The organism is Runella salmonicolor (assembly GCF_024158025.1).
Lineage (GTDB): Bacteria > Bacteroidota > Bacteroidia > Cytophagales > Spirosomataceae > Runella > Runella salmonicolor.
The window spans coordinates 414,180-435,504 of sequence record NZ_JAMZEL010000004.1; the positions used below are offsets into that span (position 1 = coordinate 414,180).

Genomic DNA, 21,325 nt, shown 5'->3' on the forward strand with positions numbered 1-21,325 from the left:
ACTGATTAATGCTGAATACGCATCAGTTTGGGTTATGTAGAAACCTTCCACAAGCTTTGCCGTGATTACGGTGATTTTATTTCCAAAATCGTCCATGAATCGGCCTATTCTGCGTCGGTGCTTCGATTGGTAGAAGCGGGAATTGGTATTTCAATCGAGCCAAAATCCACGCTTCGCGGTCAAAATCTCCAAATTAAGTCGGTGGAATTATCGGACATTGCCCAAAAAGCGGATATGAAAATGCTGTGGTTGGAGGAAAGGTCGGAAGAATTAAAGTCAATATTACAACTCGTCGAAAGTAGTGTTTTTGATTTCTTATTTGACATAAAATAAGATCATTTGACTAAAATCATTTTTTTTGTATTATTGAAAGATTTATTTTGACTTTACTAAACCTTTATGTGAATGAAACAGTTTAATTCTACGGCTGAGAAAGAAAGCTATTATGCCAAACGCCGCCAACGCGGACTTATCGTCGGGGCCATAGGCGGGGCTATATTGGGCCTTGGATTTCTTATTCAATACATTCTATACATGCAGGGACATTCCTTCAATGGCGTGATGTATACGCTCACCAGCATCGGTATTATTATGGTTCTTTACGCAGGAGTAGAGATTTTTGGATGGTAAATCGCGGCTATAATAAAGACATAATATTCTGATAAAGAATGCCCTAGGGCTGTCGATTTAATCGTTTTCTGAGAATTCGTTCGGCAATCAATAGGAACAAAACGGCGTTAAAGGGGAGGAGCACCTGTTGTATAAGGGTAGGATTAAGTGTTTGGTCCCAACTTTGTAATTGCTCAGTCCATAGATTTGTGGATTGTGTTTCTCCCAAAATGGACACCCCAACCAACGTGAGTATAAGCATCATTGAAATAAAGATAAAAGGCACCCATTTTGCCAACATGGTGCGTGTAGAGCGAGATTTATCGGATGCCCATTGGCGTATCACATTATTCTCAAAAGCCATCGAAGGACTTTCAAGGTGCATCGTTTCTAAATCATTATGCAGTTGCGACAATTCGATAAAGTACTCGCAGTACGCGGTATCTGTTTTGAGCCAATACTGGTGCCGTTGCCGCAATTCTTCGGTTGCAGTGCCATCGAGTACCTCAAAAAGTTCGTCGTCGTTGGGTTTTTGCATGAGTTTTTAGTACAAATTGTTTACTTCTTCTCCCAATTGCTTCCGTAAGGTGTCGGCCAAACGTTTGCGCGCGCGATGCAATTTTACTTTTATCGTTTCGGCCGATATTCCGGTTATCTCCGCAATTTCTTCCAACGATTGTTCACGCAAATAAAATAGCGTAATCATGGTTACATCGTCGGCCGAAAGTTGCTTCATCGCCTGCTGAATATTTTTGATACGCTCCTTCTTATGAAGGTTTTGGGGGGTATCTGTCACGGCATACGCCAAGGCATTGGTTTCGGTGATTCCTTCCGTCGGTTTTTGTCGTCGTTTGGCGCCCAAAGCGGCGTTGAAAACGATTCTGTAAAACCAAGTCGTAAATTTAGCGGTTTGGTTAAATTCTTTCAACGCGCCAAAAGCCTGTAAAAAGGCATCCTGCGCAGCTTCTTCGGCTTCTTCGCGGTGATTGAGAATCCGATATGCTACCGTAAAAGCAAAATCTTTGTGGCGTTGAACCAAGGCCCGGTAGGCCGAGGTCTCGCCCGCCAAAATTCGCTCAATGAGTTGTATATCTTTCAGATTTTCATTCACAACGGATTGGATGCTAAAAGGTCGAATAAGGTTACGGCTAAGTTTGGATTTTTTCAGGTAAAAGTTTTTTTAGGTATACCGTAACCTTCCGCAAACCTTTTTCATCCTATGCCCAAAGAAAATTGTTCAACACTTAAAAATAAGTCATTATGAATCCCCTTATTATTCCGCTTATCTCTGTTATTGCTGGCCTGATTATGATTGTTTTTCTCCGGTATTTTCAAAATATGGAACGAATGTCGATGATTGAAAAAGGGCTAAATCCTTTTGATAATCAATCATTGAAACGCAGTCGTATCAGTCCTGACAACACCCTTCGATTTGGGTTGTTGCTTGTAGGAGCGGGACTAGGTTTATTGATAGGTGCTATTATAGCTCCCTATACCCAAAGCGAAGGTATTCAGGTAGCGCTTGTTATGATTTTTGGTGGAGCAGGCTTGTTGCTTTCTTATGTCATTCAGATAAAGAATGACAAGAAAGCTCAGGAGTAATCAAAGGATATATTATAAAAGCGGGTTGGTGATGAGCCAACCCGCTTTTATGTTAGATATCTTCTATCCTGAACAAATGGAACGGCAGAAAATACGGGTCAAGCTCAATGTAATTGTATTCGCCTTTCCACACGTATTTAGAGCCTGTAATTAGGTCATGCACGATAAAATCTTCCCAACCCGCTTTGCCGATTTTTTGGAGTGGAATCTTCACCATATTGGCTCGTCGATTGTAACCATCTAAATTGACTACGCACAATATACGATTGCCGTCGGGGTGGGTTTTGAGATAGGCTAGCAGTTGGTCGTCGTTAATGTCGCAAAAAGTAATGTTGTTGGTATACTGCAACGCAGGGTTTTCTTTACGAGCGCGATTGACCAGCGTAATGACATAGGTAAGCTTATTGGTTAGCTCCCAATCCCAATGTTTTATCTCGTATTTTTCGGAGTTCCAATACTCTTCTTTGCCAGGAAATGCCTCGTGGACCATGTATTCAAAGGTGGGCCCGAAAATTCCATAGTTGGAAGACAAGGTTGCCGCCATAAAATAGCGAATCAAGAAATTAGGCTCGTGCCCTTGTTGCAACAACGGTGGGTTAATATCGTGCGTATTAGGCCAGAAATTTGGGCGGAAATAATACTGCAAGTCGGTTTGGGTCAACTCCGTCATGTATTCAATGAGCTCCTGCTTGGTATTTCGCCAGGTATAATACGTATACGACTGCGAATACCCTCCTTTAGCGAGTTGTTGCATGACTTTAGGGCGCGTAAATGCCTCCGCCAGAAAAAGCATATCGGGGTATTTCTGCTTGGTTTCGGCAATAATCCATTCCCAAAAAGCAAATGCTTTGGTATGTGGATTGTCGACCCGAATGATTCTAACGCCCCATTCTGCCCACACAAATATAATCCGACGAAGTTCTTCCCACAGGCTGGGCCACGCTTCCGTTTCGAAGTTAATTGGATAAATATCTTGGTATTTTTTTGGCGGATTTTCGGCGTATTGAATGGTGCCATCTGGGCGAATCTTAAACCATTCGGGATGATTTTTGGCCCAAGGATGGTCAGGAGAACATTGGATGGCCAAATCCATCGCAATCTCCATGTCGTGGGCTTTGCAGGCCTTTACCAATGCTTTAAAGTCTTCGAGGGTGCCGAGTTCGGGGTGAATGGCATCGTGGCCGCCCAATTCTGAACCTATCCCGTAAGGAACGCCAGGCTCGCCTGGTTGGCAAACTACGTTGTTGTTTTTCCCTTTTCTGAATTGATGGCCAATGGGATGAATAGGGGTTAAGTACAGCACATCAAACCCCATACGCTGGATGCGGGGCAAAAGGTCAATCACGTCGTGGAAAGTTCCGTGTTTGCCGGGTTCTTTTGCGGCTGAGCGCGGAAACAAAGAGTACCAAGAAGAGAAGCCTGCTTTGGGTCGGTCTACCCATATTTTCAACTCATGGTAGTGCGTAACGTTTTCGCGGTCTGGATATTTCGCAATCCACCCGACAAGGGCCTCACTGATGGCCCAAAGTACGGCTTCATCATATTGCTGCTCATTTCTGAAAATCTTTATTGTGTCCAGAATAACAGCCTTATCTTCGTCGGAGGCTTGTTCTACTATTTTTTCGAGCAAAGTAGCTCCTCCTAAAAGTTCGCTATTTACGTGTTGAGCGTCACGGATTTTGAGTTTTATTTCGTGCTCCCACGACGCCAAATTGTCTACCCAAGCTTGGATAGTATAGCTATAAAAGCCTTCTTTTTCTACCACAAATGAGCCGCCCCAACGGTCATTGGTAATGAATCGCATGGGAACTTCGCTCCATTTATCTTCAAGAGCATGTTTATAAAGCAGACGCGCGGCGATTTTATCGTGCCCGTCGCAGTAGATATCAGCTTCGACTTTAATGATTTCTTGGGGCACCGATTTAATAAAAAAGCGACCTCCCTCCAGTTCAGGGGTAACGCTCTCTACTATCACACGGTTTCTTCCTTGAATATCGGCGAGATTTATCATAGGTTATTTGGTTTTAAACCCTAAACCTAAAAAAATACCCCGACGTGAACAAGCGTCGGGGTAGGGCAATTGCTATTTTATTTAACTAAAATCCTATTCTTTGTCGTTCAGAAGTAGTTGAAGCATCTTTCTGTATGAGGTCAATGATCATTCTGCCCGCTATTTTCTCGCGTAGATATTGATTTTCAAGCCGTAATTTCTCGTTTTCAATTTGGAGTTTTTCTACTTCGAGTTGTTGTAATTCCTGCTGGAGTGGGGTAGTTTGGCCCATTAAAACCGCAACACTTATGTTTAACACTTCCGCAATTTGATAAAATCGGGAAAGGGTCAAATCAGTTTTGCCTCGTTCAATATCACCGTAAGCAGTGGTGGAAATGCCCAGTGAATCGGCCATGTTTTCTTGGGAGAGGCCCTGTTCAAGGCGATAGAGACGGATTTTTTCAGCAATAGTTTTCATCTTGACCTAAAAACCACAAAAGCCACGCGAAGGTTCGCGTGGCTTTCATTTGTCGTACTCGTTGGGGCGAATTATTTCGCAGCAGTAGTATCAACAGCAGCAGTAGTATCAACAGCAGCAGTATCAACTGTAACAGTAGTATCAACAGCAACAGCTGTAGTATCTGTAGTAGCAGCTTCTTCAGTTTTACCGCCACAAGCTGCAAGAGTTACCATACCAGCTACGAACAAGAATGCAAATGCCTTTTTCATTATTTTGTGATGTTTTAAGGTTTCCTTGACAAAGGTAAATCCTTTTTTAATATTAACAATACTTTTCTTAAAAAAAAATTAAAAAATACTTAAAAAGAAAATTTTTTATTAAAAAAATCCAATAGATGTTGTCAAATCCCCCTTTTTTTTACAACTCTCTGCTGAGAGCTACGGGTAAAAACTTAAAATTTACACCAATCCTTTCAAGAAATCAGGCATTAACCCAAACACAAGCGTAATGATTGTGGTGGCTATCAATATCAAACGATAGAAAGGGGACACTTTGATGGTGCTCAACTCTCCTTCGCGCATGTAGGAAGCAATGATGGCTTTGAAATAATAATAAATACCAACGGTAGACATCAAAATGGCAATGACCAGCATCCATGTAAGGCCTCGGTCGGCGGCGCTGGAAAAAACAAAAAACTTACCCCAGAAACCAGCCGTTAGCGGTATTCCTGCCAGCGACAGCATAGATACGGTTAATACAAAAGCCAATAAGGGATTCTTTTTGCCTAAGCCATTGAAGGCCTCAAAACGCTCGGCATTTTCGTACGAATGAACGCCTGTTTCTTTGGCTACTAGCATCAATACTCCAAACGCGCTGATGGTGGCAATAGAATAGGCCAGTGAATAAAATACAATGGCACTTTGAGATTGGTTGGTGAGGGCGGTTAAGCTCAAAAGCAAATAACCCGCGTGCGAAATGCTTGAATAGGCCATCATCCGTTTGAAACTTGTTTGATAGACCGCCGTAATATTGCCTGCCAATAGGGTCAAGACGGTAATAACTGCGAGGGTCATCCACCAAAAACTGTAAATTCCCGAAAAAGAGCCCGATAATAAGCGATAAATGGCCGCAAAACCTGCTGTTTTGACGATTGTTGACATATACGTCGTGAAAATCGTAGGAGCGCCATCGTATACGTCAGGGGTCCAGAAGTGAAACGGTGCGGCAGATACTTTAAACAACATTCCGATCAACAGCATCAACAACCCGACATAAAGCATGGCAGAGGGTGCATTGTTGACCAGCACATAGCCTTTGATAGCGGTAAGGTTAAATGAGCCCGTTGCGCCGTACAATAAGGCCATTCCAAAGAGCATAATCCCCGTGGCAAATGCCCCCATTAAAAAATACTTGAGCGCAGCTTCGTTGGAACGAAGGTTCTTTTTATCACTTCCTGTTAAGATAAACATCGAGACCGATAGGATTTCGACGCCGACAAAAAGCATGATTAGGTTTTCGAAGCCAATCATCATCACGGCACCTACCAATGAAAACAACATGAGTGTGTAGTACTCAGCTGGCTGCGCCGACTCGTCATCCACAAAGCCACGGGTAAGGGCCACAATCAAAAAGGCGGAGAATATAACAATGCCCGAAAACGCCATGGTAAATTTGTTTTCGAACAACATATTTTTAAAATACAGCGATGGCATATCGTTCCAATGGAGAAAATTGGCCACTAACACAATTGCCAGTACTAAAAGGGTAGCGGGAAGCAAAAGGTTTTTTGATTTTTGGAAACCCAAAAACAAAACCACAAGGCCCAGTATAGAAAGAAGTACGATTGGAAGCATTTTAGTAATGTTTCAATTTTAGAATGTAATGTGGTAATCTCAGATGACCGAATGGGCAAATCGAGCCGCCCGTTTCAATTTAGTAATGAATCATTTGTAAAAGGTTACTGACGGCAGGCTCGGTCAATTTCAAAAACGAATTGGGGTATAAGCCCATCCAAAAGACCATTATAACCAACGGAACCAACACCGCGCGCTCACTGAAAGATAAGTCAGCGAAGTGCTCGGTAAAAGATGTTTTATTGCCAAACATTGATTTTTGAAAGAGACGAAGCATATACACCGCCCCTAAAATGATGGTTGTTCCTGCAATGGCTCCCAACCAAATATTTGATTCATATACCCCTTTCAATAACAAAAACTCACCAACAAACCCGTTCGTTAAGGGGAGTGCAACGCTGCCAAGCATCAAAATCATAAAATATACGGTGAGGTTGGGGGTACGTTGGGTAATCCCGCCAAGCTGCTCAATATTTCGTGTTTTGGTTCTTGAAAAGATGATTTCCACGATGAAAAACAAACCCACTACGTTGATACCGTGGGCAAGCATTTGAATTAAAGCCCCCTGAACCCCGCTCAGGGTTTGTGAGAATACCCCTGCTGACATCAGACCTACGTGTGCAAAAGAAGAATAGGCAATAAGGCGTTTCATGTCGCGCTGTTGGATGGCGATGATAGACCCGTACACAATTCCAATGACCGATAAAACAATAGCCGTGGTGCCCCAAGTTTGTAAACCCAGCGGGACGATTGGCAAAATAAAACGAATAACGCCATAAACCCCCATTTTGAGCATAATCCCTGCCAATAACATGGTGGCGGGTGTAGGAGATTCTGTATAAGTGTCGGGCTGCCAAGTATGAAAAGGGAATACGGGCATTTTGATGGCGAAGGCGATGAAAAACGCCCAGAATATCCAACCTTGCTTTTGAGCATCCAACGCCAATTTGTAAAAAGCGGTGATTTCGGAAGTATGTCCTTGGGTACCCGTGGTTTGGTAGTATAAATACACCAACGCTACCAGCATAAACAAACTTCCAAAGATGGTGTAAACGAAAAACTTAAATGTGACTTTGATGCGGTTTTCGCCTCCCCAAACGGCGGCCAAAAAGTAAATAGGTATTAATGCCGCTTCAAAAAACAAGTAAAATAAAAAGGCATCAGTGGCGGTAAATACTCCCATCAATGCCGATTGCATAAACAAAATCAACGCGTAAAAGGCCGAAGCATTTTTGTACGGCTGACGGAATGTAGAGAGTATAATAAGGGGTGTCAGGAAGGCTGTCAGCATGACCAGCAATAAACTGATGCCGTCAATGGCGCCAGCAAATAAAATTCCTGCGGACTTAATCCAAGGATAGCTGAAGCTAAATTGCGCGCTGGCGTTCGCTTGGAATTGCGTAAAAATAAAAATTGCCAATCCCAATTCAACGATGGACCCTGCCAGAGCAAGTTGTTTAGCGCTGTTGTTTTTTGTACTTAAGGAAACTATACCCGCAATCAACGGGATGAGTATGAGGGAAAGTGTAAGCATAATTCACTTATATCGTTAAACTATTTTATTCGTTCGTTTAAATGTGTACAAAAGTATTCAATAGCCAACCAATTGACTCTTTAACGGGTGTATAATAAACAGGACTCATCCAGGCATAGTCACCCTTAAAATAATAGGTTGGGAAAAAAAAGGATATAGAAACCGCGGTTATTACAACATTCTTCACAAAAACGGGGCTTTCGGTTTTGTGAAGCATTTTTAAGGAAATAAACAGGAGCGGGAATATTAAGGTTAAACTTTTGGTTGTGTCAAGAATACTGAACGACACTACCAATGCTCCTAAAAAAGTGATAAATGCCAACAAAAACCATTTGAAATCTACACTTAGGCGACTTTGATAGGCATATACTACAAAAAGGATGAGAAACAGCCAATATCCTTCAAAAGGTAGCAACATTCCCAATGGTATGTGATTAAACTGTTCGTAAAGGCACCAGAAATAATCAGCTCCTGTGCTTCGAGGGTGTAATTTATATGACTCTGTTCCTTTGATAAAATGGATAAACAAATAATATCTGACCCCAAAATAAAGGAAGAGATTGACGATATAAACCAACGAGAATGCATTGAATTTTTTAGGAATGTACAACTTCCACCATAATAGCAAGATTGGTGAAAATAGGAGCGTGCGCTCGTCAGACCAGAACCCTAATAACAAACTCAAAAACAACACAGGGATGTTTCGGGTAACAACGGCCAATAGGGTGAAAAAATAGGCGAATGGAATCAGCCAAGTAGAAACATCCCAAAAGAAATCCTTCCCTAAAAAGATAAAACTAAAGCCAAGACAGAAATAACTTGAAATTAGTTTGTCGGCCGTAATTTCGTACGCTAGCTTAAGTACAAGGTAAAAAAAGGTAATGCCAAATAAATGTTCAATCAAGGTGAGTAAACCAACTACCCGTATTTTGTGCGTGGTGTCTAAGATCCCCGCAATCAATACAGGGGTGAGTCTGTATTGTTTATTGTGCTCATTGGTCCCCAATCTTTCTTTATTTTCACCAAATGGGTCTTTTACTTTTTGGTGAATAAAATCCCAAGAATAGTCGTGGTTTTTAAGGTTTGAAAAGTAATAGTAATGAGGAAACGAGAAAAACAACACCAACAAAAAAGAAACAGCCGTAACTCTGATTTTCCAAAATTTACCAACCAATAGGTACGAAGAAACCAGACTGTCGCTTCGTGCTATCAGAGATGATAAATAGGTTTGAATCATTGCAATTGCGTTTTTAACTGTTTATAGCCCTTCGTTAGATTTCAGAAGAAGAAAATCTTACTTCAACAAAAGATTCCAAGCTAAAATCACCAAAATACCAAGAACCATGGCAAAAACATAAAAGCCTGTTTCTCCCGTTTGTAACAAACGCAGACGCCCCGACAGGAACTGTACCAAACGGCCCGTGCCGTTTACCACCAAATCAATCAGGAATTCACCGAAGCTATACAGCAGGTCTGATAACTTGCGCATGGGATTGACAAACACAGCTTCGTAGAATTCGTCGACGTAATACTTGTTTTGTAAAACCTTGGGGAAGCCAGTTACGTCTTTGTCGGCGGCAGGAACTACTTTTTTGCTCATAAAAATATTATAAGCAAACAAAATAGACAAGACCGCTGCCCCTACCGATACTCCCATCAGGATATACTCGGTAGAATGCTCCAAATGGCCTTCAAACAAATCAGGGTTGACCTGCTTTGACAACTCAAACAGCGGGGCCATAAAATGCGCCAGCGATTCTCCGCCGCCCAATACATGAGGAATGTTTAACAAACCACCTGCGGCTGACAATACCGCCAGAATAATCAGTGGAATGGTCATCGTTGCGGGTGACTCGTGCAGGTGATGCTTCTGGTCGTGCGTACCACGGAACTCTCCGAAAAACGTCACAAACAGCAAACGAAACATGTAAAAAGCGGTCATCATGGAGGTAAACAAGCCAATTCCCCACATGATTTGATTGTGCTCAAATACGTGCGCTAAAATTTCGTCTTTTGAGAAAAAACCCGAAAGTGGGAAGATTCCCGAAATAGCCAAAGTGGCAATTAAAAATGTCCAGAACGTGACGGGAAGGTGCTTACGCAAACCACCCATGTTACGAATGTCTTGCTCGTCAGACATGGCGTGAATCACGCTTCCTGCGCCCAAAAACAAAAGGGCTTTGAAAAATGCGTGCGTCATAACGTGGAACATTGCCGAGGTATAAGCGCCTACGCCCAACGCGAGAAACATGTAGCCTAATTGACTAACGGTTGAGTAAGCCAGCACTTTTTTAATGTCGTTTTGGTACAAACCTATGGAGGCTGCCACTACCGCAGTCAACAATCCAATGCCTCCTACCACGCCCAGTGTAGCTGGCGCAAGCGAATACAGCACGTTGGAACGAATCACCATGTAAATCCCCGCCGTCACCATCGTAGCGGCGTGAATCAGGGCTGATACGGGCGTTGGGCCAGCCATTGCATCAGGCAACCATGTATAAAGAGGTATTTGGGCTGATTTTCCCATTGCACCTACGAAGAGCAAAGCCGTAATGGTCACAATGATGGTGTCGTTGATGCTAAAACTACCGTTGGCAGCTTTGGCAAAAACCTCAAGGTATTCAACTGAGCCAAAGGTTTGGATAATCATGAAAATACCCAACAAAAAGCCTAAATCACCGATGCGGTTCATGATAAAGGCTTTGCGGGCAGCGTTGTTGTAGTTGGTCACTTTGTTCCAAAAACCAATCAATAAATAAGAACAAAGTCCTACTCCTTCCCAACCAATAAACATAATGACGTAGTTGGAACCCATCACGAGCAATAGCATGAAGAACAAAAATAAGTTGAGGAAGGCAAAAAACTTCCCAAACCCTTCGTCGTGATGCATATAACCCATTGAATAAATGTGAATCAATGAACCTACGCCCGTAACGACCATGAGCATCAGAAGCGATAGCTGGTCTATTTGGAAGGCAAAAGGAATGGTGAGCTGGCCAATGGAAATCCAATCAAAAAGTTTTACCACCTGTGGTTGACCATCAAAGGCGCTCCACGCTAAAATTGAAATGGCAAACGCGCCGAGCGATGCCGCCGAGCCGATAACGCCTGCAAGGCTTTTTGGAACATGACGAAATCCAATCCCATTGATGATAAAACCAATGAGCGGCAAAAGAGGTATTAAAAAAAGTAAGGATGAGTTCATAAATTGCTCAATTTGAGAATTTAAAAATTTGAAAATAGCCGATGTCGTATCTCCAAATCAGAAAATTACCACTTCAACTTGTTCAGGAATCCAATGTCAATAGTACGCGTATTGCGATAAATCATTACGATAATCGCCAACCCTACGGCGACTTCGGCCGCGGCTACCGCCATAATAAAAAAGACAAAAACCTGACCTACCGGGTCGGATTTATAGGTCGAAAAAGCGATAAGCAACAGGTTGACGGCATTGAGCATCAATTCGATACTCATGAAAATAATAAGCGCATTACGACGGGTCAATACACCCACAATACCGATGATAAACAAAGTCGTTGCTAACAGAACGTAGTTTTGTAAAGGGATAGATTGAACAACGTCGGGAATTGACGGGGTAGCTAATGGGAACATAGTGCAGTTAGGTCGAAAGAAGTCTTATTGGTCAACGAGGATTTTCCAAAAACGTGGCAAATTTACTGAATAATCGTACTTGCCCAAATCCGAACTCCAAAAACTATGTCGACTCAGTCGAACCTTTTGGTAATTCCGTCCTGCAATAGTACGGCAAGAATCAACAGGAATCAAAGATATTAAGTGTTTTTACGCGAAGGGCCCATGATCCAACGTTTGAGTGTTTTTTGTAAATTACTGCCAAGCCAAGCATCAAACAACTTGTCTCTTATGCCAGTAGGAGGTACTTTAGGAGCACTTTCGGTGTTGGCTGACAGCACTAAATGAAAGCTACGGCTATCTGCCCCACTGTATTTTTTTCCTCCCCGAACGAATTGTGTATTAAAAAAATCGACAAATAAAGGAAGGTGTTCAAAGCCTAGCTCAGAAAAACGCTGAAGCCACCACTCACGCTGACGAACGGTTTGGTGCAGATTTATGCCGTTTACAATATCGTCGACTGTAGCAATACTCATAATCCAAAGACCGTGATTGGCCAAATGTTTTTTAACATGACGCGCCACGGCCTCTATTTTATCCTCAGAAATATGCTCCATCAGCTCCCACGATGTGATCAAATCAAAGGCAATAGGCGTTTTGCTTTCGCCTGTTTGGACAGAAACCGTAAAATCGTCGGTAACATCACAGGTGAAAAGATTGCCAGGAATAGTAGCCCACTCGGCTCGTTTGAATTTTTTTGAATAATCACTTCCGTCCAATCCAACGGCTAAACAACCATCGTCTAAGCAGTCTTTTACAAACCCTCCACCTGCACAGCCAATGTCTAATATTTTTAGAGGCGCAGGATAGGAATAGAAAATTTGGTAGATTTTTTGATTAAAACGATAATTTTTGCTGTTGTCACGAGCGGTTCCCCAAGGCATCAGGTGGTCGGGAGAGTCAAATGCAATTGGTTTTTGGGCCTCAACGATAATACGGGAAAACTCTGTAAACTTAAAGGCGGTTGGGCTGGACATGGAGTGGAAAATTAGTGAATAAAGTAAAATCAGGCTTGTGGACTTTGGTTGTTAATTCAAAAATTTCATTTGATACGATTGGAAATTTTGCTGCTAATGAGTTTTATATCATGCACTTTAAGCAAAAGATTACTCCCAATGTATACAAAACTGGCAACCGTAATAAGGAGGAGCCCCACAAAAAAACTCTTTATTTTATCGTAATCAAATACTTCTCCCCAATAATTATTCAAGCTCCATACTACACCTGTTCCGACCAATAATGCCAATGTGATTTTAGCGATTTCCCGTAATTCATACAGGCCCAAATAAACCCTTTTCCAGTACCAAACGGTTAGGATAGGAACAAGCGACATCAGAAAATTATGAACAAATACCTGAAGCATGACCCCGTTGAAGCCAAGTGTACGGATGGTTGCGTAGCCGATTAAAGCCGAAATAACGTGGATAACACTCCAATAATAATATAATACCTCCGGACGTACGACGCTGACCGCCAATTTACGATAAATCATATAAGGCCCTGACCAAATCATGGATAGGAAAAAGATACACAACAATTCGTAAACCGCCGTTACATCATGAGAATTAAACTTAGCGCCTCCCCATAATGTCCAAAGAAGGTATTTTCCACCTGCCCAAAAAGGCAACAAAATCATAAATCCGATGAAAAAGGAGAAATTCAGGTTTTTAGAAACAAAGGCTTTAATGGATTGCCCGTTGTTTTGATTTAGTAGCCGATTGATTTCATTGAAAAAAACGGTGCTGATGGGCATCATAAACACACTGGCAACTTTTCCATAAATTATTTCGGCATAACGATAAATGGCAAAACTGCCAGGAGGTAGGAGCGATAGGGCAGCGTTGAAGAGAAATATATACAGTTGGACACTTACCATATATGTAGAAGTAGCTGATAGTGTACGTACTAAATCTCGCAAGGGGAAATAAGGATTTCGCAGTAGCCATGAATGCCGATAACCTATTTGCCGTAAATAATAAATGGTTGTAAAAAACTGAGCTAAAACGCTGATAAACAAGCCTGATATTAGGCTCGTTACGTTTTCTGAAGTTCCCCAGATTACCAAAATTAATATATTGGTAATCAGAGAAATCGTGTTGGTAAACTCTACCTTTCCGTAAATGTTTTCGGCATTGAGCAATCCTTGGAACAAATTAGTGGCTATCTGAATGGGCATCAAAAATCCCGTAATGCAATAGATTTGCCAAATTCCCCATTTTGTCTCTTCCGTAAAACCAGGGACTAATAAATTGATGATGCCCGTTCCACTAGCGACAAATACCAAAGTCAACAAAAGCGCAATACCTGTCATGTAATTACAGAGCGTAGCAATAATTGACATGGCAGCGTTCTTTCCGGCTTCTTGTTTGACTCGGTGGTAGCGAGAAACAACGATTTCGATTAACTGTCCTGTATTGACAAAACGCGAAACGGCAGTTCCCAATAATGACGCCGCAAAAAATGCTTCGACCTGCGCAGATGTACCAAAGATGTACACCGTCAGCGTCGAAACAGCTACGTTGAGAATGATATTAAGGGTGTTTAGGCTAAATAAAACACCTATGTTTCGATAGTCAAGCGACAAAGCAAAAGAAACGGTTTATGGATTGACAGTAATAATGGAATTTGTATGGTATAATTTAGGCTTATCGCCCGTTTGTAGCCATTCAATTTGGGCATTTATCATCGAAATATGACAGTCGTATACTTCTGCTTCCAGCCCTTTTTTAAAATAACGCCGCTGTTGCAGCATCGCAAGCCAATCATTGCGAGTCGATGAAGTAGGAAATACATAACGACGGGGACCATGGCTTAGTACGGCGTAGAAAGCTTCTTTGGAAGAAGGGGGAAATTGGAAATGAGCTTCTTTAAGCAACCAATAATTTCCACATACAACTTTATCTACTTTTGTTTCTTCGTTGCGTTCACATTGGGGCGTTGGTTTAAACTTCAGAACGGTAGCGATTTTGAGCTGTTGCGCTAGATCATACCGCAAAGGTACAACGTACAATCCTGTTTGATGGGCTTTAAGGGTTGTTTCTCCAAAACGAGGAGTGCCGTCTATGGTATATACATCTAGTTGATTGTGCAAAAAATTATAATAATTGGCTACGGTCATCCATTCAGTAGTAAGCCGTAAGCCAATATCTCTAAAATAACTCAAACCCGTTATCACTCCGATGACCATCCAAGAAAAAAAAGAAAGCCACCGACTGAGACTGAACGTAATCAGCCGAAAGCACATCAAAAAACTCAGAGCCATGGCTAAAGAGGAATAATGCCGATAGCGGCCTCCGATGATGATACTCATGCCCTTCTCTGCCCGAAACAATGCCGCAGATAGCGCCGTCAGGAAAATGAAAGCCATCAAGGATAGTAGGATTAGTGCTGTGCGGTCGTTATTTTTTATGTAATTCCTCAGCATTAAAAAGGTTATGATTACTACTAGGCAGCCTGCTGATACTGCCATGATTTGACCGCCAAGTCCACCAATGAGTGCTGCATAAGACCCGATAAAAGCAAAAAAATTTAAAGGGACTAATGCCAAATTGCTGAATTCAAATGTCCCCGAAACGGGGTGTTGGCTCAAAATATAAAAGTAGCCTAAGCAACTGATTGATCCCGCCAAGAGCCAAGTAAGGTATTGATTTAGAGGACGTTGGTGCATAAACAAAATAAAGACCCCAACTGGCCAAATCATCATGCCGCTTCCATTACTGAACTGCGCTAAAATAGCCAATGGAATAGCACCGAACCATTGCTTTGGGTTGGCCAATACAAAGATGGAAAGGGTGACAGGAATTAAAACCCAAATATTGGACCATACAGCCATGGCCCAAAAGGTAGTGGGCGAGTATTGAGGGTTAAGAAAAGCCAACACCACTAAAAAAAAATACACAGGAGGAAAACGTAGAGATGGCCGAAACAGCGTATAAAGCAATCCCAACTCAAGAAAGGATAAAACATTGCCCGCCAAAATAATACCACGAAAACTGACGTGCCCAGTCAGTTCATAACTTAACCACCCCGCTATTCTTGTCATGATGATAATGTGTTCGCTATGCGGCAGAAACAACGATTTGAATTTAGTCCAAGCGTCGGCTTTTTCGTAGGTTAGCAGGTAGCCTAAAATCGCATCGTAGTCATCAATATAGGGAACATCCACCGCGTGGAGGTTTAGATAATAGAAATACCATCCTAAGTAAATTGCGACCAGCAGGAGGAGCCAATAAAAACCAGTAGAGGAAGATTTTTGTAAATACACAAGCGTACTATTACACGTTTTTATGAATTATTGACCTAAAATCCATTCTGCAAACTCCCGCACGGCCCCGTCGCCGCCTTGGGTTTGGAGCAATAAAATGTTAGGAATTTTTTTGACGGCTGCCCGTGCATTGGCAGGGCAGGCTGGCAAACCTACGGCTTTCAATAACTCCAGACAGTTAATATCATCTCCAACGTAGGCAACCTCGGCCAAGGTAATGCCCATTTCGGCGCAAATTTCCTCGGCAGCGGCTAGTTTTCCACCGTCGCGCTTGCCTTGATATAGATAATCGGCCTTCATCTTTACCGCACGACGCGCCACGATTTGGGTATTTTCGGAAGTAATAATCCCCGTTTTGATGCCCGCATTACGGAGCAGCTCAAACGCCATTCCATCGTAAGTATGGAAACGTTTAAATTCATCACCGCTTTCGGTGTAGTACATACTTCCGTCTGTCAATACACCATCTACGTCTGTCAAAAATAATTTAATGTCATTCATTTTATATTGTTGATTACCAAGCTGTCCACCCTCCATCTACCATCAAAACGGAGCCAGTCATGTACGTAGATTCGTCCGATGCCAGTAGCGTAAAAGGCCCGCGCAGTTCTTCACGGTTGGCCATGCGTTGCAGCGGCGATAGTTTAGCAAAATTGGTTAAGAAAGCCTCGTCGTGGTTATTGAAAATCCCGTGAGGGACTACGGCGTTGCACCTAATGTTGTTTTTGGCGTAAAAAGTGGCAATGTAACGCGTAAAATTAGGAATAAATGATTTGGAAGCGATGTAATCAATGGGTTTGTAGTTTTGCGTACCCTGCCCAAAATCGTATAAATCCTGATTGGGAGCCACCACCGAGTAAGTGGAAGCCACGTTGATGATGTTGCCGTAGCCCTGAGCCAACATCTGGCGGCAGGCGGCTTGGGTCACGATGATAGTGCCCGTTAAGTTTACATCTACCGACCGCCGCAGTAGGTCAAGCGGATAATTTTCAAATCGGCTTTGATTGACCTTCGACATACCCGTTTTGTCAAACTTAGCGTCAATCGCGGCGTTGTTGACCAAGACGTCGAGGGTTCCAAAATGGGCCACGATTTTGGCGATTCCGTCGGCCACTTGTTGCTCGTTGGTAATGTCCATTTCAACCACGATAAAATCAGCGTCGTCAAAATGAGTGTGCAGCCACGCCACGGTGTCGTAGTCAATCCGAACGTCGGTCCATGCTACTCGCGCCCCTTCGTTCATGTAGTGTGTGCAGATTTCTTTGCCAATCAGCCCGAAAGCACCCGTGAATAAAATGGTTTTCCCCTTTAACTTTTGCATCGTTTAATTACACATTTTTAGAATTACATCTGACTCCCGCAGGTACTGTTCGGTGAGCGAGGCGGTAGAAGACAGGGTTGTATTCTTTAAAAAATCAATGGTTTGTTGTCGAAACATTTCATTGCGCTCAAAATCAGGCTCTTCGATTGTTTCGACACCGTAGGGTGTCTGAATAATGATTTTATTCTGAAAATAATCGAACGTCACAAAGGCATCATCAAATACCAGTTCATAGGTTCTTTTGGGCACTTTTTGGTAATAATTCAGTTGCACAGCCCCCGTGACTCCGCTGGGGTATTCGAGCAAAAATGATGCCCCAGATTCTACGTTTACTTCTAATTTGGAGCGATAGTTATAGGACCGCTGCCAACGAAGCGGTAACTCTCCAACCAACCAACTGACAATGTCGAGGTCATGGCTGAGCGTGAGGGCTACGCCGCCGCCCAATTCGCGTTTGGCCGCGTACGAATCGCGATAATCTTCCCAAGGGTGCCAATTGGGCAAATATTCCCCCCAGTATGTGCTGAAGGACAGTAGATTACCAAAACGTTTGTCGTCAATAACGGATTTCAGTTGTAGCATCAAAGGATGATAGCGCAGCATATACGCTACTTGGACCAAGCTGTTGGTTTGGGCCGCCTCTTGCTTCAACGCTTGGATTCCTTCGGGATGGTTTGCCAGCGGTTTTTCAACCAACACGTGAACCCCGCGTTTTACACATTCAACGGCTTGCGCAAGATGTTGCGCTGTGGGTGTACAAATGATGGCCGCGTAAGGTTTAATGACCTCAATCTCATGAAAGTCAGTGAAGCAATGAACACTTTCATTCTGTATATTTCTTAACGGTAACATCCGTTGTCGGTATACATGAATGTTTTGATAACCAAGTAATTGCAGGATTTCAATGTGGCGCTCACCGATAGAGCCAGCGCCAATGACCAAGAGTGAAAGTTGGGTAGAGAGGCTCAATCGTTTACTAAGCTATTTTGAAATTTAACACACTCCAATCGCTGCATTACTTCTTCTGCCTTGAGGAAGCTGTTCATGTCATCAATGTCGATGGCGTAGTCAAAAGGCAAAACGTACGGTAAAATAGGGTAGCCCGACATGGATTTTTTCTCCAAAATAACGGATGGCCGAATCACATCCAGCGTACCGATTTGCCAATGCACAGGCGGCAATTTTTGCCGAGGCTCATTATAAGGTTCTGGCAACGTCGGATGTTGCAGTAGCGGACGCATAGAAGCCGTATCTTCGTCATACAGCCACATTTTATAAGGGGTAATGGGCGCACTCGTAATCATGCGCAGGCTGTCGGCTTCGGGCGTATCAAGGAGGCGCTGAATGGCCTCCTCCATGTGCTGGACTGTACGGATAGGCGACGTGGGACGCAACTGAACCACCAAATCGGGGGCATAGCCTTCGTTATCCAACAACCATTGTAGGGCGTGGGTAAAGACGTCGATATCGGTACTTAAATCTTGGGCAAATTCAACTGGCCGCAAAAACGGGACTTCGGCCCCGTAACGGGCGGCTACGGCGGCGATTTCTTTCGAATCCGTAGAAATGATGGTTCTGGTAATGGAAGGCGTATCGAGCGCAGCCTTCACACTGTAGGCCACGAGCGGATGCCCCGCCAGCGGAAGCAGGTTTTTGTGGGGAAGGCCTTTACTACCTCCCCGCGCCTGAATAATGGCCAGTACGTTGGGTCGTGACAAAATATAAAAAAGTTGAATGATTAAACGGTTGGCGTTTTTCGGTATTTGAGTTTGTTGCGCTGCTCGGCCTCAATATCCAGAATTTCGGTGCTTTTATACGTAAGCGCCTGCTGAATGTGGTGCAAATCACGGACTAATTTTTGTAAGCCGGGTACTTCCAGTGAGGCCGCGTGGTCGGTGCCTTTCCATGTACGATCTTTGGTGAAATGGCGCTCAATCCAACGAGCTCCTAGCGTATAAGCGGCAATATCGGCCGCAATACCGAGATGGTGCCCCGAAAAACCGATTTCCTTTACGCGATTGCCGTAAACATCGTATAGACGATTGATTTCCAGTAAACAAATGTCTTTGAAAGGTACGGGGTAGCCAGAGGTGCAGTTGTAGAGCACGAGCCGGGTTTGGGCCTGATTGGTTTCTTCAAAGAAAGCAACGATTTCTTCAATTTCAAGAAGAGTGGTCATGCCAGATGAAATGTGAATATCGCCCGCGTAGCCGTCACGCAGCAATGTCAACATTTCATAGTTGTTGTTGCAAGCCGACGGAACCTTGATAAAATCTGGTTTGAGACCAATGATTTCGTGGGCCGAGGTCATATCCCAGACCGAGGTAGCGTAGCCGATACCGATCGACTCGGCGTAGGTTTTGAGGTCGGCGTGTTGTTCCCAGGTCAATTCCAAAAATTCGCGGTGGGCACCGTAGGTGTTTCCGTAAGAGTTGTAAGGAGTAGGATGCGGCGAATTATATTGCTCTTCCGTTAAGAGTTCGCGGGCGTTGCGTTTCTGAAATTTAGCATAATCGGCCCCGCACTCTTTCGATAATTTGATTAACTCCTTCGCAATCCCAAAGTCGCCCATGTGGTTACAACCGATTTCGGAAATAACGAGCGGTTTACGATAGTCAAAACTGAATCCCATGGATTATGTCGTTACTTGTTAAGTTCTTCTGTTGGACTTAAATTCTTTACAAAGGTAATGGTTGGTTTGTAGTTTTGGTCTTTTGCTGTTTTTCTATGTCATTAATTCCACGCTCACGCTTACCTTTGCAATAAACAATTAGAATAACCAGAGAAAATCGTTGCTTTGTACAGAAGAAAGCCAACGAGCCAAGAAACTTTTTATTCTGATTTGAGTTTTAAAATTGTGTTGAGAAAGTATTGTAAAACTAAAGGCTCCACCGTTGCGTAAGTAGAATAAATTGAGTGCTTATTCTCAAAACGGCAAATTTAATCAGCTTATTTCTTTTGTATCTATCAAAAAAATGACTTCATCTGTTTCTGAATCAATTCCGACTACGCAAAAAAAGCTCGGAAAAACGGGCGTATTGATTGTTAATTTAGGCACTCCCGATAGCCCATCCACCCCCGACGTACGTAAGTACCTCCGTGAGTTTCTGATGGATGGTCGCGTTATTGATATTCCTTATATTCAGCGTTTTATGCTGGTCAATTTGATTATTGCGCCCTTTCGCGCGCCCAAATCAGCGAAGGTATATAAAGAACTATGGTTGCCTGAGGGGTCTCCCTTGAAAATTTATGGCGAACGGGTAGAAAAATTATTGCAGGATGAGCTGGGAGATTCTTACGTGGTAAAGTTGGCAATGCGTTATCAGAATCCTGCGATTGAGGTTGGCTTATTAGAGTTCCAGAAAATGGGCTTGACAGAAATTATTGTTGTTCCATTCTTTCCACAATATGCTTCGGCCACGACGGGTTCGGTGTATGAAGAAGTGATGCGCGTATTGGCAAAATGGCAAGTGATGCCAGAGCTTCGCTTTGTCAATCAATTTGTGAATCACCCCAAATTTATTCAGGGGTTTGTGCAGAATGCCCAAAAATACATGGCAGAGTACGAATTTGATTATTTCTTGTTTAGCTACCACGGTTTGCCCGAGCGGCAGATCAGCAAAGGAGATATAACTGGCAAGGTATGTCGTTTGGGCGAATGTTGCGGCTCGCTTACTGCCATGAATCAGCATTGTTACCGGGCGCAGTGTTTTGAAACCACGCGTTTATTGGTCAAAGCGCTAAATATTCCTGAAGGGAAATACGTGACCAGTTTTCAGTCGCGCCTTGGTAAAACGCCCTGGGTACAACCCTATACCGAGGATACAATCAAAGAATTGGCAAGTAAGGGAATCAAAAGCGTGTTGGCATTTTCGCCCGCGTTTGTTTCCGATTGTCTCGAAACTACCATTGAAGTAGGCGAAGAATACAAAGAGTTGTTTGAAGAATCGGGTGGAAAACATTGGCAACTCGTCGAAAGTCTCAACGACAGCCCCATTTGGATAGAAACACTGGTGGATTTGGTAAAAAACGCCTGAG

22 protein-coding genes are annotated in these 21,325 nt (G+C 43.1%); 4 read left to right on the top strand and 18 right to left on the bottom strand.

Going from position 1 to position 21,325, the window contains the following annotated elements; genetic code table 11:
- Positions 1-27: 27 nt before the first annotated feature.
- Complete coding sequence (locus tag NCI00_RS13155; protein WP_253528223.1) at positions 28-333, top strand: type 2 periplasmic-binding domain-containing protein; 306 nt, start codon at positions 28-30, stop codon at positions 331-333.
- 72 nt (positions 334-405) lie between these two features.
- Positions 406-630, top strand: a complete 225-nt coding sequence (locus tag NCI00_RS13160) for a hypothetical protein (protein WP_253528226.1) — start codon at positions 406-408, stop codon at positions 628-630.
- Positions 631-673: 43 nt separating this feature from the next.
- Here the strand turns inward: NCI00_RS13160 and NCI00_RS13165 are convergent, their stop codons facing one another.
- Together NCI00_RS13165 and NCI00_RS13170 are read right to left on the bottom strand one after the other, a co-directional pair.
- Positions 674-1,147 carry a hypothetical protein gene (locus NCI00_RS13165; protein ID WP_253528228.1) on the bottom strand — a complete coding sequence of 158 codons (474 nt, stop codon included), beginning with the start codon at positions 1,145-1,147 and terminating at the stop codon, positions 674-676.
- Between the two features lie 6 nt (positions 1,148-1,153).
- A complete protein-coding gene (locus NCI00_RS13170) occupies positions 1,154-1,720 on the bottom strand; it encodes an RNA polymerase sigma factor (protein ID WP_253528231.1) in 567 nt (188 codons plus the stop codon).
- A gap of 149 nt (positions 1,721-1,869) precedes the next feature.
- On the opposite strand from NCI00_RS13170, the gene NCI00_RS13175 reads away from it, so the two are divergent.
- Positions 1,870-2,211 (top strand): DUF6249 domain-containing protein, encoded by a 342-nt coding sequence (locus NCI00_RS13175; RefSeq protein WP_166558712.1) that lies wholly within the window; start codon positions 1,870-1,872, stop codon positions 2,209-2,211.
- Positions 2,212-2,263: 52 nt separating this feature from the next.
- Here NCI00_RS13175 and NCI00_RS13180 read toward each other — a convergent pair whose 3' ends face one another.
- The 16 genes from NCI00_RS13180 to NCI00_RS13255 all read right to left on the bottom strand — a co-directional run bounded on the left by NCI00_RS13180 (position 2,264) and on the right by NCI00_RS13255 (position 19,919).
- Complete coding sequence (locus NCI00_RS13180) at positions 2,264-4,222, bottom strand: alpha-1,4-glucan--maltose-1-phosphate maltosyltransferase (RefSeq protein WP_253528234.1); 1,959 nt, start codon at positions 4,220-4,222, stop codon at positions 2,264-2,266.
- An 85-nt stretch (positions 4,223-4,307) separates the two neighbouring features.
- Complete coding sequence (locus tag NCI00_RS13185) at positions 4,308-4,679, bottom strand: helix-turn-helix domain-containing protein (protein ID WP_253528237.1); 372 nt, start codon at positions 4,677-4,679, stop codon at positions 4,308-4,310.
- A 71-nt stretch (positions 4,680-4,750) separates the two neighbouring features.
- Positions 4,751-4,930: a hypothetical protein gene (locus NCI00_RS13190; protein WP_166558715.1), complete on the bottom strand. Its 180-nt coding sequence runs from the start codon at positions 4,928-4,930 to the stop codon at positions 4,751-4,753.
- A 189-nt stretch (positions 4,931-5,119) separates the two neighbouring features.
- The gene (locus tag NCI00_RS13195) at positions 5,120-6,514 is read right to left on the bottom strand and encodes an NADH-quinone oxidoreductase subunit N (RefSeq protein ID WP_253528240.1); all 1,395 of its coding nucleotides are present in this window, start codon (positions 6,512-6,514) and stop codon (positions 5,120-5,122) included.
- Between the two features lie 79 nt (positions 6,515-6,593).
- The gene (locus NCI00_RS13200; protein WP_253528242.1) at positions 6,594-8,048 is read right to left on the bottom strand and encodes a complex I subunit 4 family protein; all 1,455 of its coding nucleotides are present in this window, start codon (positions 8,046-8,048) and stop codon (positions 6,594-6,596) included.
- Between the two features lie 37 nt (positions 8,049-8,085).
- A complete protein-coding gene (locus NCI00_RS13205; protein ID WP_253528244.1) occupies positions 8,086-9,285 on the bottom strand; it encodes a hypothetical protein in 1,200 nt (399 codons plus the stop codon).
- Positions 9,286-9,342: 57 nt separating this feature from the next.
- Positions 9,343-11,253: an NADH-quinone oxidoreductase subunit L gene (gene nuoL / locus NCI00_RS13210; RefSeq protein WP_253528246.1), complete on the bottom strand. Its 1,911-nt coding sequence runs from the start codon at positions 11,251-11,253 to the stop codon at positions 9,343-9,345.
- A gap of 65 nt (positions 11,254-11,318) precedes the next feature.
- Complete coding sequence (gene nuoK, locus NCI00_RS13215; RefSeq protein ID WP_013928043.1) at positions 11,319-11,663, bottom strand: NADH-quinone oxidoreductase subunit NuoK; 345 nt, start codon at positions 11,661-11,663, stop codon at positions 11,319-11,321.
- A 179-nt stretch (positions 11,664-11,842) separates the two neighbouring features.
- A complete protein-coding gene (locus NCI00_RS13220) occupies positions 11,843-12,679 on the bottom strand; it encodes a class I SAM-dependent methyltransferase (protein ID WP_253528248.1) in 837 nt (278 codons plus the stop codon).
- Positions 12,680-12,744: 65 nt separating this feature from the next.
- Entirely contained in the window at positions 12,745-14,286 is a 1,542-nt protein-coding gene (gene murJ / locus NCI00_RS13225) for a murein biosynthesis integral membrane protein MurJ (protein WP_253528250.1), read from the bottom strand.
- A gap of 15 nt (positions 14,287-14,301) precedes the next feature.
- Positions 14,302-15,966, bottom strand: coding sequence for a hypothetical protein (locus NCI00_RS13230; RefSeq protein WP_253528252.1), 1,665 nt, complete (start codon positions 15,964-15,966; stop codon positions 14,302-14,304).
- A gap of 27 nt (positions 15,967-15,993) precedes the next feature.
- Positions 15,994-16,467: a 3-deoxy-D-glycero-D-galacto-nonulopyranosonate 9-phosphatase gene (locus NCI00_RS13235; RefSeq protein ID WP_253528254.1), complete on the bottom strand. Its 474-nt coding sequence runs from the start codon at positions 16,465-16,467 to the stop codon at positions 15,994-15,996.
- 13 nt (positions 16,468-16,480) lie between these two features.
- Complete coding sequence (locus tag NCI00_RS13240) at positions 16,481-17,287, bottom strand: SDR family oxidoreductase (RefSeq protein ID WP_253528257.1); 807 nt, start codon at positions 17,285-17,287, stop codon at positions 16,481-16,483.
- A gap of 3 nt (positions 17,288-17,290) precedes the next feature.
- Positions 17,291-18,256 carry a Gfo/Idh/MocA family protein gene (locus tag NCI00_RS13245; protein WP_253528259.1) on the bottom strand — a complete coding sequence of 322 codons (966 nt, stop codon included), beginning with the start codon at positions 18,254-18,256 and terminating at the stop codon, positions 17,291-17,293.
- A complete protein-coding gene (locus NCI00_RS13250; RefSeq protein ID WP_166558726.1) occupies positions 18,253-19,005 on the bottom strand; it encodes an acylneuraminate cytidylyltransferase family protein in 753 nt (250 codons plus the stop codon). The genes NCI00_RS13245 and NCI00_RS13250 overlap by 4 nt, the downstream gene beginning before the upstream one ends.
- A gap of 20 nt (positions 19,006-19,025) precedes the next feature.
- Complete coding sequence (locus tag NCI00_RS13255; protein ID WP_253528261.1) at positions 19,026-19,919, bottom strand: N-acetylneuraminate synthase family protein; 894 nt, start codon at positions 19,917-19,919, stop codon at positions 19,026-19,028.
- Positions 19,920-20,262: 343 nt separating this feature from the next.
- Here NCI00_RS13255 and hemH point away from each other — a divergent pair, with 343 nt between their 5' ends.
- Positions 20,263-21,324: a ferrochelatase gene (gene hemH / locus NCI00_RS13260; protein ID WP_253528263.1), complete on the top strand. Its 1,062-nt coding sequence runs from the start codon at positions 20,263-20,265 to the stop codon at positions 21,322-21,324.
- Position 21,325: the final 1 nt, after the last annotated feature.